Below are 13,387 nucleotides of genomic sequence, written 5' to 3'. Positions count from 1 at the left end.
TGAGATATGTCGCGTCGTTCATTTCCGCTTAATGCCGTAGAGACTTTTTTAGTGACCGCGCGTCACCTGAATCTGACCCATGCCGCGAAGGAGCTTTGTCTGACGCAGGGGGCGGTAAGCCGTAAAATCGCCGCGCTGGAAAGCTGGTTCGGCTTCCCGCTGTTCGAACGCCACGCGCGTGGCCTGCGTCTCTCATCACAGGGAAGCGCCCTGCTGCCGGAGCTGCCATCTGCGTTTGAGCATCTGCTGAACGTTGCCGAGCAGGCGCGGACGCACCAGACCGTGATCCGCCTGAAAGCGCCAACCTGCGCGATGCGCTGGCTGGTGCCGAGGCTGCTACAGGTGGAGCGTGAACAGCCGGATCTGCAAATTGCGCTGACCACCACCACCGATCATAACGTCAATTTCAAAACCGAATCCTATGATGCGGCGATTGTGTTCGGGACGCACATGAGCGCCGGCGATCTGCTGTTCGAAGAGGCCTTAACGCCGGTAATGAGCCCGCTGCGGGCCGGTTCTGCGCTGGAAACACTCACTTTTCTGCACCCGACGCGGGACAAAACGGACTGGACGCTGTGGCTGGCGAAACAGCCGCGCCCGGCGCCAGCTATGCTCAAAAATCAACACTTCGAAACGATGGATTTGGCCATTACCGCCGCTATTCAGGGGCTGGGCATCGCCATAGCGGATGAAACGCTGGTGGAGGAGGACGTGCGCGCCGGACGGCTGATGCGGCCTTACGATACGAGCATAAGAACCGGGGCGAGCTACCGGCTGGTATTCCGCGACGCACCCGGCCCGGGGAACGGGCTGGATGCGTTTCGCGCCTGTATGCTCAGTCGAGGCTGACGTGGTGTTTCATCACCCGTTTGAAGAGGCTCATACGGGCACGCATGAAGCGGTTTTCAAGCCGAAAGCCTGCATGTTTATTCACACCAATGCGTAACAGCACGTCCCGCCCTTTCCGGCAGGCGGGCCAGCGCGTCGGCCCCGGCAGGCTGTCACGTTTCCCCGCGTCCCGAGCGAAGCTCACCCAGTAGTCCGCCACCCGAGCCGCGAAGGACAGATCACGTTCGTTCACGTACTGTCGCGAGGGCTCAACCTGTCCGAGGGTATCGAACACGTAAGGCACTTCGTTGCCGTGCCATGCGCCGTTGATGTACGTCGCGTGCTCGGCTTCGGCCACATAATCAAACCAGTATCGCCAGCACAGGCCGCCCGCTCGCTGCTGCGCCTGCATCACCACGTAGCCCATGGTGGTAAACGCCATGTCGCGGCACACCTGCCTGCCGAGCTCCTCATCGCCCTTCACGCCCGGATAAAGCAGCTTGATCAGCCCCAGACCAAAGCGCCGCTCGCGGCGGAGCTTCTGGATCTGCCCGGCCAGATCGACGCCGAACACCGACATCACGCTGGCTTCGTCGCTGTTCGACCCAATCATCACCGGCACAGGATGTTGACGGGCCGCGAAGAAGACGTCGAGCATGGCTTCAGGCAAAACGCAGTCGCCCACAATGGGCGCAGGCGCGATATTCAGCGGCGAGGTCAGCGGCCAGAACGCCTCCGGCGGGATCGCGCGAAGCTGTTCTGCGGTGGCGTTTTCCAGGCCGAAATGCGCGGCAATCGCTTCGCCTTTACGCATGGCCTGCTCGCGCGGGGTGTCCGGCAGCGTGTACCCGCTTTGCACAATGGCTTTATGGAACAGCCCTCCCGCAAGCGGGGACGCCATCAGCGAGAGTACGCTGCGCGCGCCGGCCGACTCGCCAAATACCGTGACGTTATCGGGATCGCCGCCGAACGCGGCAATATTATCGCGCACCCATTCCAGGGCCTGGATTTGATCGAGCAACGCAAAGTTATGCACTACGCGCTCTTCTTCACCCTCCAGCGCCGGATGGGCAAAAAAACCGAGGTGCCCAAGACGGTAATTTATCGTCACCACCACCGCGCCGCGCTTCGCCAGCGCCCTGCCGTTATACGGAGGCAGACCGCCAGCACCGAGGGTAAATCCCCCGCCGTGCAGCCAGACCATCACCGGAAGCGGCGCGGCGCGCGCGATCGGCGACCAGACGTTAAGGTACAGGCAATCTTCAGAGAACTGACCGGGATCGCCGCCGCCCAGCTCCTGGCAGCTTTCGCCGCTCTGCCAGCTGGAGGCAGAGAACGCCGTCGCCGGGCGCACGCCGTCCCAGCGCGCGGGAGGACGCGGGGAGCGCCAGCGCAGGGAGCCAACCGGCGGGGCCGCATAGGGAATGCCGCACCACACGTGCGTATCGTCTTCAGTAAAACCAATCAGTGCGCCCTGGCGCGTTTCAACCACAGGGGCGGAGGGATTTTCCATAACAACCTTCTTTTTCCATCACACCCCAGCAGAGTAACGGTTTCAGAGCAAACCGCAACGCTGTTTGCTGCGCACTTCCGCCTCGTGGTAAAGGGAAAACTCGTCGTGTACCGCACAGCCGAGCGCGGCTTCAAATGCCTGGCGGCTGGCATTGCCGTGGCTGCGCGCCTGCGTTTCATTGCCGAGATTTGACTGGAATATCCCCGCCGCGCTGACGGGCAGAAAATCTTCATAGGTGATCGGCTGCGCCACAACCCAGCCGCGCTCGATCAGCGGCTGCGGATCGTCGCCCGGACGAAACGCGTGGCGATGCGCCTCTCCCGTCGGGGTCAGACGGTAGCGGAAATAGGCCAGCTCCTGACGACGGAGAAACATTTCGCTATCCGGGAAGGCGCTGAAGATCTCGCGCAGATGAAGCTGGTGGGTCAGGTTGTCTTTGCCGGTCCCGGCCTGGTTTAGCAGGCTGTCGTACAGCTCGCGTCCTTTTGGCGTAAGCGCCACGCCGCGCTGCTCAATTTCACCGAAACGCGCGGTATGGGTGCCCTGGTCTTCTCCCGCGAAAAGCACCGGCTCTTCCAGCGCCTTGAAGCTGGTCTGGCGCAGGAGGATCGGCACCTCGCGACGCGGTGGGCCTTCTATCAGAATTTTAGGCTCAATGCCGTACTTCGGCATCAGCTCCTGCACCCGGTCGATATCCAGCGTGCGCGGCGTAAGATGGTTAATATGGCACCCCGGGAAACAGACCACGTCGGCGATCAGGCGATGTTCGTTGCTCAGCGCCAGATAGGTTTCCCGATCCACCGTCGCATGGCGATGCCAGCGGAAGGTTTCTAAGGCTTCCTGCACAAATTCACGCGCCTGCGCCCCGGTAAAGTGTCCCTGCGCATCATGCAGGTCAATCAGTTCAAGGCAGCGCGGCGTAAAGATATTGCGTCGTGAGAGGATCTCCGCCGCCTTTTCGCGCAGCGCAACGTTTTCAATCAGCTCCAGGCGCAGCAGCGAGGTAAAAATGCGAAACGGATTACGGCAGAGCGCCGCATCGTCCGTGGGACGAAACGCCGTCGAGTGGACAGGCACGCCCGCCTGGGAGAGATCGTAATAGCTGACCGGGTGCATGCCCATAATGGCGAAGATCCGGCGCAGGGTGGAAAGTTCCTGCGCGGTGCCAACGCGGATCGCACCGTGACGTTCAACATTCAGGCGCGCCAGTTCGTCTGCGTTTGCCAGTTGTTCGTGTAAAAGGGGGTTATTTTCCAGAACCGCCAGGTTAACGTCCGCCACCAGTTCCAGCAAGGTGCCGTACTGCGGAACTTCCTGCTGGTACATCGCCGACATAGCCTGCGAAAAGTGTTCCCGAATATCATCAGCCGTGATGGTGTTCGCCATGATGTCATGCCTCCAGTGAATACTACGTGGAGTGTAGAGAAGCCCGTTCCTTTCGTTGGGAAGAATTTAGAAATTGTGATCCAGGCAGACGAGTGGTCAAGGCGTGGGCGTTTTCGAAAAACAGTTGTAACTCAAACAGATCAAATGTTAAAAATATTTTGCTATCAGGTTATCAAATTCAAACATCTTAACTTGTCACCCGCGTCGCTCTGTTTTTAACATCGCCTATGGAAAAAAATGGTCTGTTCAGTCAGCGCATACGCTTGCGCCATTTGCATACTTTTGTGGCCGTCGCTCAACAGGGAACGCTGGGGCGAGCGGCTGAAACCCTTAACCTCAGTCAGCCTGCACTCTCCAAAACGCTGAACGAACTGGAACAGCTTACCGGAACGCGCCTGTTCGATCGCGGCCGTCTGGGCGCTCAGCTTACCCTGGTGGGTGAACAGTTCCTGACGCACGCCGTTAAAGTTCTTGATGCGCTCAATACCGCTGGTCAGGCGTTAAATCGTAAAGAGGAGCCGGCCAGCGATATCGTGCGCGTGGGCGCGCTGCCGACGGCGGCGCTGGGTATACTGCCTGCGGCGATCGGCCAGTTCCACCGCCAGCAAAAGCACGCCACGCTTCAGGTCGCGACCATGAACAACACCATGCTGCTGGCGGGCCTGAAGTCAGGGGAGCTGGATCTGGGCATTGGTCGAATGTCCGATCCGGAACTGATGAGCGGTCTTAATTACGAACTGTTGTTCCTGGAATCACTGAAGCTGGTGGTGCGTCCGAATCATCCTCTGTTGCAGGATACCGTCACCCTGAGCCGCGTAATGGAGTGGCCGGTGGTGGTCTCACCGAAAGGAACCGTTCCGCGTCAGAATGCGGAAGCATTGCTGCAAATGCAGGGCTGCACGCTGCCGTCAGGATGTATTGAAACGCTTTCTGCGTCGCTTTCGCGCCAGCTGACGGTGGATTATGACTACGTGTGGTTTGTGCCGTCCGGCGCGGTGAAGGACGATCTGCGACGCGGCGTGCTCACGGCGCTGCCGGTCACATCGCCCGGGGCGGGTGAACCGATTGGGATCCTGACGCGGGTAGATGCCCCGCTCTCTGAAGGCGCCCAGGCGCTGCTGAGCGCCATTCGTAAATCAATGCCTCTCTGACCGTAAACGCAGGACCCGCCGCGAGGGCGGGTCTGTTTTATTCAGAACGTTTCCCAGTGATCACCTGAAACGGCCGCCGCCGGGGTCAAGGGCGCGGGCTTGACTGCGGATGCAGCCGCGGTGGACCGTCCTGCGCGCGCCCCGTTGAGACGAAACGCACCGACGGCTTCCGTCAGGCGTGCGCCCTGCTCTTCCAGCGAGGCCGCCGCCGCCGAGGCTTCTTCCACCAGCGAGGCATTCTGCTGCGTCACTTTATCCATCTCGGAAATCGCCTGGCTCACCTGAACAATACCGCGGCTCTGCTCATCTGACGCCGCCGCAATCTCGAGCATGATATCGGTGACGCGTTTCACCGCCTCGACGATCTCGTTCATGGTATTGCCCGCCGCAACCACTTCCCCGGAGCCCTGATCGATAAGCGACACCGATTCATTAATCAGGCTTTCAATCTCTTTTGCCGCGTTCGCGCTGCGGCTTGCCAGCGTGCGGACTTCGCTCGCCACTACCGCAAAGCCCCGCCCCTGTTCACCCGCACGCGCCGCCTCGACCGCCGCGTTGAGCGCCAGAATATTGGTCTGGAACGCGATGCTGTTAATCACGGCGGTAATTTCGGAGATCTTCTTCGAGCTGGTGGAAATATTACCCATGGTTTTCACCACGCCGGAGACCATTTGTCCCCCGCGGCTGGCCTTACCGGAGGCATCTTCCGCCAGCTTACTGGCATGATGCGCGTTATCGGCGTTCTGTTTCACCGTTGCGGTGAGCTGCTCCATGCTGGCCGCCGTCTGTTCAATGGCCGCCGCCTGCTGCTCGGTACGGGATGAGAGATCGGTATTGCCCGCAGAAATCTCGCTGGTTCCCCGGTAGATCTCCTCCGCCCCCTGCCGCACGGTGCCCACGGTGGTAACCAGCGCGTGCTGCATTGTTTGCAGATCGCGCGTCAGGCGGCCAATTTCGCTGCGCCCGGTCGGTTCGTCCGGCAAGGTCAAATCACCTTTTGCGATATTTTCGATACGCGCAGCGGCGCGCTGGAGCGGGCTAATCACCGTGCGGCGCAGCACCACGAAGGTGATGACGGCCAGTGCCAGCGCCAGGCCGAAAGCGCCGAACATAAATATCAGCCCCAGCCGGGTGCGGGTGTGAGCCTGTGCCGTTAGCGCGTTCGCGCGTTCGGTGCGGATTTTAATCGCCTTCAGCAGCACCGCGTTATAGGCATCGTCCAGCGGACGCGCGGTCTCATTTTCGTGGTTGATTATGGCTTCAAACATGCCGTTTTTGGCATATTTCAGCATCGGCTGCATGCCGGCAATGTAGGCGTCGTAGCGGGCTTTCAGATCGCCATCCAACGCTTCATCAGCCGGGGTGCGAACGGAGCGCTTCATATAGGAAGCAAATCCATCCTGCGACTGTTTGAGGCGGGTTTCGGCTTCAGCGATGTTTTGCTTCATCGCCTCCATTTCGGCAATACGGCTCGCGGCCCCCGCGTGGATCATGTTGATACGGGCCGTGCGTAGATGGTTCGAACTGTTTGACAGCCCGGTGCGCACCTGGATTTCTGCCGTGACATCCTGCTGATCGTTATCGGCCTGGAGCAGGAAATACCCTGCCAGACCCGAGCTCAATGCAAACAGGAGAATAATGCCACCGAGAATGGAGGAAAACAGCGGAACCAGCCGGATGTGATGCAAGAAACCAAGCTTATGCTGCGTCTGCATCGATGTTGTGTTGTCCATGACCGTCGACTCTCTTATAGGTAAGATGCGTAAAAACACGCCTGTAAAAGAGTCATCGGCACGGACGGGGATAAAATTACGCCTAAAAGCGCCAGACAGGTCACACTTTAGAAAAGATTGGGGAAGAAATGCCAGCGGCAAAAACCGCTGGCAGAATAATCAGTTGTCGCCGAAATGGATAACGGTACGAATGGATTTTCCTTCGTGCATCAGATCAAAGGCTTCGTTGATCTGATCCAGCGGCAGTCGGTGCGTAATGAACGGGTCGAGTTGAATTTTGCCGACCATCGCATCTTCTACCATGCCAGGCAGCTGAGTACGGCCCTTCACGCCGCCAAATGCCGAACCACGCCATACTCGCCCCGTCACCAGCTGGAACGGACGGGTTTTGATCTCCTGACCCGCGCCGGCCACACCGATAATAATGCTTTCGCCCCAGCCCTTATGGCAGCACTCCAGCGCTGAGCGCATCACGTTGACGTTGCCGATACATTCGAAACTGAAGTCCACGCCGCCGTCGGTCAGCTCAACGATCACGTCCTGAACCGGCTTATCGTAGTCTTTCGGATTGATGAAATCGGTCGCCCCCATTTCACCTGCGAGCGTGAATTTCTCCGGGTTGGTATCCACAGCAATAATACGACCGGCTTTTGCCTGTACCGCGCCCTGGATGACCGCCAGGCCGATCCCGCCCAGGCCGAACACCGCCACGGTGTCGCCCTCTTTCACTTTCGCCGTGTTATGCACCGCACCGATACCGGTCGTTACGCCGCAGCCGAGCAGACAGACTTTATCCAGCGGGGCCTGCGGGTTAACTTTCGCCAGCGAGATCTCGGCGCACACCGTGTATTCGCTGAATGTGCTGGTACCCATGTAGTGATAAACAGGCTCACCGTTGTAGGAGAAACGGGTGGTGCCGTCCGGCATAAGTCCCTTGCCCTGCGTGGCGCGTACGGCCTGACAGAGGTTGGTTTTGCCGGACTTGCAGAACTTACACTCGCCGCACTCTGCGGTGTACAGCGGGATCACGTGGTCGCCGGGCTTCAGGCTGGTGACGCCTTCACCCACTTCCACCACCACACCGCCCCCTTCGTGGCCAAGCACCGCCGGGAATACGCCTTCCGGATCGTCACCGGACAGGGTAAACGCGTCGGTATGGCAGACGCCGGTGTGGGTAATTTTGATCAGCACTTCGCCTTTCTTCGGCGGAGCAACATCAATTTCAACGATTTTCAGCGGCTGGCCTGGGCCGAACGCGACGGCTGCGCGAGATTTCATAATGTCTTTCCCTTGTAGTGAGGTATGTGGGTTTATTTTAGATAAGAGCGCAGCAAATGGCCGACTTCCGCCATCCGTACTGCCCGCTGATCCGGGGTGGTCTCCCCCGTCACCAGCTCATCTTTGAGGTGAATTTCGACCATTTCCCCCATCAGGCCATTGGCAGCACCGCGCACGGCGGCGATTTGCTGCAAAATGGCGAGACAGGGATCGCCCGACTCCAGCGCGCGCTCAAGGGCATCAACCTGGCCTCGAATGCGGCGGACGCGGGTCAGAATACGTTTTTTATCTTCGGGTGAATGCGGCATACGCCCTCCTGATACTATAGGGGGGTATGGTACCTCGTATGCTATTGCTCTGTAAACCACAAGAAAAAAACGTTGAAATAAGCAAACAGCCTAAACGGTGCAAATGATATTTACGGTTTACTTTTGCCGCTGCGAAACCTATTTAGCTCGTAATGTTAAAAATCCACACTTATATGGCACGATGTGAACAGAAATAACATTCTCGTCACCTAACATACCTGCTACAAACAAAATGGTGGTGTTAATGATTGTACTAAAAAGCTTTTTATTCTTCGTTGGCGCGGCGGCAGCTTGCGCACTTATTATACTGTGTCTTTGGGTTGATATGCGGTTTGTTGGTCATGATATTCCGGAATTATCACTGACGGAAATTATGCAGGAAACCGTATTAGCGACCATCGTCTTTCTCCATTTTCGTCTGGCAAAAATGGACGAATCCATGCGTTACTGCAATATTCTGGTGGGCGGATTTTTCCTGACGATGTTAATTCGGGAACTGGATGCGCTTTTTGATCTTCTTGCTCACGGGAGCTGGGTATGGTTCGCCCTCATTACCGCTCTGCTGGCCTTAATTCGTCCCGTTATGCATATTCGCGCTACCCTGGAACAGCTGGCAAAATACACCCAGTCCCCCTGGTATGGCATTTTGTTGAGCGGCCTGCTGGCCGTGCTGGTCTTCTCGCGACTCTTTGGCATGCAGGCGCTGTGGCACACCATCCTGGAGCATGGCTATATTCGTGTCGTGAAAAACGCCGTAGAGGAAGGTTCGGAATCGTTCGGCTATATGCTGTGCCTGGCTGCATCCCTTGGCTATTACGTTACCTTTCGCGCTAACGAACGCCAGAAATAATCCCTCGTCCCGCTGCGTATAAAAAGACGGCGAGGGAAATATCCATCAACTTCCCCCTTCGTATGTAATGGTGGTCAAGTAAGAAAGACATATCCTAAAAATGAGTCATCGGATACCGATTTTAGTGAATTCCCTCTCACTGTCGCAAACAGCGGCTATCCTTAGATTGTCAACAAAAGGAGGTAAGAATGTCTGATTTCGACACTGATAAAAATGCACAATACGCTGGCGATAAAGCCAAAAACAAACTTGATGAATTGTCCGGCTCTGCACAGCAGCAGTTTGGTGAATTCGTTGATTCGCCTAAACACCAGGTGAAGGGTGCTGCGAAAAAATATGCTGCCCAGGCCAGTGACGCCGTCTCGGACGTGACTGAAGCCGTCAGAAACAACCCGCTAACGGGCTTAATCGCTGCGGGTGCGGTAGGTATCGTTCTGGGACTTCTGCTGGGACGTAAATAATTTCAGGCCCTCCGGGGCCTTCTTTTTTCCCCTCTCTTACCGCTTACCCCCCCTAATTTTGATAGTTCTCATGGCGAAAGCCCGATCCTTACGAAAAACTTGTACAATTTATGTGTACAGATTTAACTGAATGGTATAAATTCGATGCCAGTGATGTTACAAAATTGTTTGTCAACGGTGGAAAATTATGCGTCGCAACCATGCTCCTTCAACAGCAGAAAGCGCTATTACTCTGTATTTTAACAAGGATAACGTGCCAACACAGCAGGAAACCCTTGGCGCCATCGTCAGTGAGATCATCAAAGAAAATGTACAATTGAGCAGAATGACAATTTGTACAAAGCTGCTGCGCAGAATCGAAGAATCAACGTCTGACGTTGAAAAAGCGCACTATAACGGTCTGATTGCCCTCTTCTTCGAGCGTTAACCTGAACACTGTTTTTTAACTTACTAAGTTAGTCATGCTGAGTGAGAATAGAGACTCTGGATGCGATGACTAACCCCATGCTACAGCCTGGCGCGTGTAGCAGAGTGAGATTGAAGCTATGCATAGAACTAAATTTGAACGACTTAAGGATGACCTTATCGGTGAGGCCGTTTTATCCATCATAAAAGAGAACGGACCCATTACCTTTGCGTCTCTTGCTAATCGCCTGCGGGCAATGGCTAACGTTGAATCAAATGATGAACGTAAAAATGCATTGATTGCTGCTGAAGATGAAGTGCGCCAGCGGGTAACCGGCGTATCGCACGATCGTGGAAGAGTGATGGGCGACTATGAAATTGGTCGCATGCGCTCTCTCTTCAGCCACACTACGCTTCTGACACCAGACAAGAAACACTAATTTTAACCGACACGGTGACCACCATGAGTAAAGCGATGACGCAGCAGACGTATAATTTTGAAGCACTGCACGATAAAGGACTGGCAGAACATTTCCTTAACGCCGGAAGGCATCTCAATGGTGAGGCTGAAGTGTTGGGCTCAGCAATACGCTGTATTCTGCTTACCGGTGACAATCTCTCGAATAAAGAGATTATTCTGCAACTGATTCACGCCCTGGAAATTACCGAAGAGCCTGAAGCCTGCGATGTCATTCGTAACACGCTTGAAATTGTTGTTGGTTTTACTCGCGATGATATCTGAGAAGTCAATATTGCGACGGTGAGTGCCTGTTTTTTGCGGGTGGTCGAATACTTAAGTATGTCGTACTACCCGCATAGTAAGGCGATTAACTGAATAACCGTACCATACGATCCAGCTCCTCTTCTTTCACTGCCCGTGAAAGGTAATATCCCTGAAATCGCTTAACGCCTAACGCGACAAGTTTTTGAAATTTTTCCTCGCTATCGACGCCTTCCGCAATGCATTCGGTTCCCGTCATGTCGCTATAAACCTGTATCGCTTTTATAATGCTATAGTCTTTATCGTTTGCCATAAAGTGCTCAACAATATCGCGGTCAAGCTTCAGTCCATCGACATTAATCTGTCTGATGGGCAACATAGCATGATATTTTGAAAAACAGTCATCCAGAAAAAGCCGACAACCCTCGGCGCGTAAGCGCTGGAGGGTTTCGGGAATATGTCTATCCTTTGTTACGTCTATCGTTTCAGCGAGTTCAAAGACCAGCTGCCCGGCCCACTGCGGTTTGAGTAACATTTCGACGGCCTTTTTTGCCATCCCCGGCAGCGCATTTCCCGGAGCAAGCTGGGGAGGAATATTAACTGAAAAATAATATTTCCCATTGTATTTATTGATACCCGACACAGCCGCATGGATAACAAGCGCCGTCAGCTTGAGCCATATTTCACTGTTTTTTATCCCTCCCAGAAATTGGGCGGGCTTCAGGATCTGACCGTTTTTATTCCAGCGCAAGAGGATTTCAAATCCAACCCCTTTTTTATTACCATCCGTAATAATCTGATAAGCAGCAAAGATTTCCCGCTTATGTAACGCCTGCAATACATCTATTTCCGTTTCCGAAAACGCCTGTGATTTATTCTTTACTGCACAGACTTCATTCCTGAATACGCGCGCGTCGCTAAACCATACCCGAATAAGATACAGTTTACCTAAACCCACCTTCCGATGGGTATAAATCGTTTTATCTGACAGCCCTAACCTTTCACACTGCTCTTTTATCGACACGCCCCGATAAAAATTCAGCAATACGGTTAACTCGCGATGTGTTAAACCATGCAGATTTTCTTTACCCTCTTTATCCGGTACGTTACGCAGCAAGCGTAATGAGTCGGCACGCTCGTCTGCATTATTTTTTACACAGCCCATTATTTCTGTAATATTCGCTATCCGGATCGTAGAAAGCTTTTTTGTATTATTAACGAGACTTCTCAACGTTGCATAAAGCCATCGCTCAGGTATTGCACCATACAGGGTGACGCTGCAAATAACCGGCAGTGCATTCAGAACGGACACCAGCCGCTTCAGGCTTTCCAGAAAGGCAGCAACGTCACGACCCAGAAAAACGGAAACCTCAGGCGATTGATTTTCCATCATTTTTTCAACGTCCGCAGAACATATTTCATCCTCTTCGAAATGAAGTCGCGTGACGTTTACGCCACAAGACTTAAGGAGCAAGCTATACCCCTCGAAGGTGAAACCGCAGGCTGAAATAACAAATCGTTGCTTGTAGCAAGCACCCTGCATAAAAGGTAAAGTTTGAGACATAACCTGCTCCTGAGAATGTAAACACCATTCCCGCATGTGATGAAAGCTCATCTTTTTTTCGCATTGAATAATGTTACCGCACCCCCTTTGGTTAATAAACCGTTATCAATGTTATACGCAGGAACATCTTTGCGTTAATCAACCGGCTCATCCATATGCATCATAAATATTACTTTCTTTGCATATAACGACAGTAACCAGGGCTTTCTCAAGGTATAATGAAAATTCCGAAAAAGAAGTCCGGATACTTCATCTCATCGGCTAAGACATAAAAGAGAAAATGCTATGGATAATCACATCTCATCCAGAGCTTTGCTACATCGACGGGATGTCATTAAAAACAACCCGCGATTTAGTGAAGCTATAAGAGAACACTACAGAATCAATGACGCCATTTATAAAAAGCAGCCCTTATTCTACAAAACGATGCTTCAGGAATCACGGTTCAACATAATACTGTCAATGTGTTGTTTTGTTTTTGGTAATCAGGCTGAATCGGTTTCCGAGATTAAGTCGCTATGCTCTCGTTATAATATTGCCAGCCCTAACAGCGTTATTGCGATCATCACCATACTTAAAACCACCGGGCGAATTAAGACCTGGCGTTGTACCGAAGATCGGCGAAAAACAAAAATCGCCCCGACAGAAAAAGGGCTGGATGAGCTTAAGCGCTATATGTCTGGAGCGTTTACCCCTGTAAGCATTCTTTATCCGGCATTTAATATTGATGTTAATCTTTTAGACAATGACATTCTGAGGCACAACTTTTTCCGGCGCGCCGCAGAATATCTTTTCCGCGGATTAACATTCAAAAAAGTGCTTCCGGAGGTAGGCTTATTCATCGATAAAGATGGTGGCCGAATGATTATGCTTTATCTCTATTTGCAGGCCATTAAAAATAAAACCGCACACGGCGCCACGATAGCGTATTCAGCCAGCACGCTGGCAAAAGAATTTTTCGTTTCGCGTATTCATGTTAACCGGATTATCAAATCGGCGCAGGAGGCAGGTTATCTTAAAGATCGCGGCGATGGCCGGATGTCGGTTTATCCGGCCTTTATCGAGCTTGTCGAAAATTATACCGGACTCTATTTTGCGTACGTCACGCATTACATCAACGTGGTACCGAAAGAACGGCGCCATGCTCTTAACATGACGCCTTCACTCTAATATGACCGGCGTTCGGTTT

At 53.8% G+C, this 13,387-nt stretch carries 14 protein-coding genes; 8 read left to right on the top strand and 6 right to left on the bottom strand.

Annotated features, from left to right (window positions below):
* Positions 1 to 6: 6 nt before the first annotated feature.
* Positions 7 to 849, top strand: coding sequence for a LysR family transcriptional regulator (locus IM300_RS12740; RefSeq protein ID WP_193036773.1), 843 nt, complete (start codon positions 7 to 9; stop codon positions 847 to 849).
* Here the strand turns inward: IM300_RS12740 and IM300_RS12735 are convergent.
* Positions 836 to 2,341 (bottom strand): carboxylesterase/lipase family protein, encoded by a 1,506-nt coding sequence (locus tag IM300_RS12735; RefSeq protein WP_193036771.1) that lies wholly within the window; start codon positions 2,339 to 2,341, stop codon positions 836 to 838. The two genes, IM300_RS12740 and IM300_RS12735, sit on opposite strands and share 14 nt — an antisense overlap.
* A 42-nt stretch (positions 2,342 to 2,383) precedes the next feature.
* The gene (locus IM300_RS12730; RefSeq protein WP_193033751.1) at positions 2,384 to 3,727 is read right to left on the bottom strand and encodes a VOC family protein; all 1,344 of its coding nucleotides are present in this window, start codon (positions 3,725 to 3,727) and stop codon (positions 2,384 to 2,386) included.
* 227 nt (positions 3,728 to 3,954) lie between these two features.
* Here IM300_RS12730 and IM300_RS12725 point away from each other — a divergent pair, with 227 nt between their 5' ends.
* Positions 3,955 to 4,878, top strand: a complete 924-nt coding sequence (locus IM300_RS12725) for a LysR substrate-binding domain-containing protein (protein ID WP_063451367.1) — start codon at positions 3,955 to 3,957, stop codon at positions 4,876 to 4,878.
* A 41-nt stretch (positions 4,879 to 4,919) separates the two neighbouring features.
* On the opposite strand, the gene IM300_RS12720 is transcribed toward IM300_RS12725, so the two are convergent.
* From IM300_RS12720 to IM300_RS12710, 3 genes are all read right to left on the bottom strand, one after another.
* On the bottom strand, positions 4,920 to 6,611 hold the full coding sequence (locus IM300_RS12720; RefSeq protein WP_193036769.1) for a methyl-accepting chemotaxis protein: 1,692 nt from the start codon (positions 6,609 to 6,611) through the stop codon (positions 4,920 to 4,922).
* A 159-nt stretch (positions 6,612 to 6,770) separates the two neighbouring features.
* Positions 6,771 to 7,889: an S-(hydroxymethyl)glutathione dehydrogenase/class III alcohol dehydrogenase gene (locus tag IM300_RS12715; protein WP_063866753.1), complete on the bottom strand. Its 1,119-nt coding sequence runs from the start codon at positions 7,887 to 7,889 to the stop codon at positions 6,771 to 6,773.
* Positions 7,890 to 7,921: 32 nt separating this feature from the next.
* Entirely contained in the window at positions 7,922 to 8,197 is a 276-nt protein-coding gene (locus IM300_RS12710; protein ID WP_003857256.1) for a metal/formaldehyde-sensitive transcriptional repressor, read from the bottom strand.
* Positions 8,198 to 8,441: 244 nt separating this feature from the next.
* Here IM300_RS12710 and IM300_RS12705 point away from each other — a divergent pair, with 244 nt between their 5' ends.
* The 5 genes from IM300_RS12705 (at position 8,442) to IM300_RS12685 (ending at position 10,655) form a co-directional block, all read left to right on the top strand.
* On the top strand, positions 8,442 to 9,047 hold the full coding sequence (locus IM300_RS12705; protein WP_131637075.1) for a transporter: 606 nt from the start codon (positions 8,442 to 8,444) through the stop codon (positions 9,045 to 9,047).
* Between the two features lie 188 nt (positions 9,048 to 9,235).
* Positions 9,236 to 9,508 carry a YqjD family protein gene (locus IM300_RS12700; RefSeq protein WP_003857263.1) on the top strand — a complete coding sequence of 91 codons (273 nt, stop codon included), beginning with the start codon at positions 9,236 to 9,238 and terminating at the stop codon, positions 9,506 to 9,508.
* 187 nt (positions 9,509 to 9,695) lie between these two features.
* Complete coding sequence (gene ycgZ / locus IM300_RS12695) at positions 9,696 to 9,935, top strand: regulatory protein YcgZ (RefSeq protein ID WP_003857265.1); 240 nt, start codon at positions 9,696 to 9,698, stop codon at positions 9,933 to 9,935.
* 118 nt (positions 9,936 to 10,053) lie between these two features.
* Positions 10,054 to 10,353, top strand: coding sequence for a hypothetical protein (locus IM300_RS12690; RefSeq protein WP_063866755.1), 300 nt, complete (start codon positions 10,054 to 10,056; stop codon positions 10,351 to 10,353).
* A gap of 23 nt (positions 10,354 to 10,376) precedes the next feature.
* Positions 10,377 to 10,655: a biofilm development regulator YmgB/AriR family protein gene (locus IM300_RS12685; RefSeq protein WP_074177737.1), complete on the top strand. Its 279-nt coding sequence runs from the start codon at positions 10,377 to 10,379 to the stop codon at positions 10,653 to 10,655.
* Between the two features lie 85 nt (positions 10,656 to 10,740).
* On the opposite strand, the gene IM300_RS12680 is transcribed toward IM300_RS12685, so the two are convergent.
* Positions 10,741 to 12,198 (bottom strand): EAL domain-containing protein, encoded by a 1,458-nt coding sequence (locus IM300_RS12680; RefSeq protein ID WP_193036767.1) that lies wholly within the window; start codon positions 12,196 to 12,198, stop codon positions 10,741 to 10,743.
* Between the two features lie 285 nt (positions 12,199 to 12,483).
* Between IM300_RS12680 and IM300_RS12675 the strand changes: the two genes are divergently transcribed.
* Positions 12,484 to 13,368 (top strand): MarR family transcriptional regulator, encoded by an 885-nt coding sequence (locus IM300_RS12675; protein ID WP_193036765.1) that lies wholly within the window; start codon positions 12,484 to 12,486, stop codon positions 13,366 to 13,368.
* The last annotated feature ends 19 nt before the right edge of the window (positions 13,369 to 13,387 follow it).

The organism is Enterobacter cloacae complex sp. I2 (assembly GCF_014896205.1).
Lineage (GTDB): Bacteria > Pseudomonadota > Gammaproteobacteria > Enterobacterales > Enterobacteriaceae > Enterobacter > Enterobacter quasihormaechei.
Note: the sequence above shows the minus strand (reverse complement) of the source record. Positions and strands in the feature narration are given on the sequence as shown.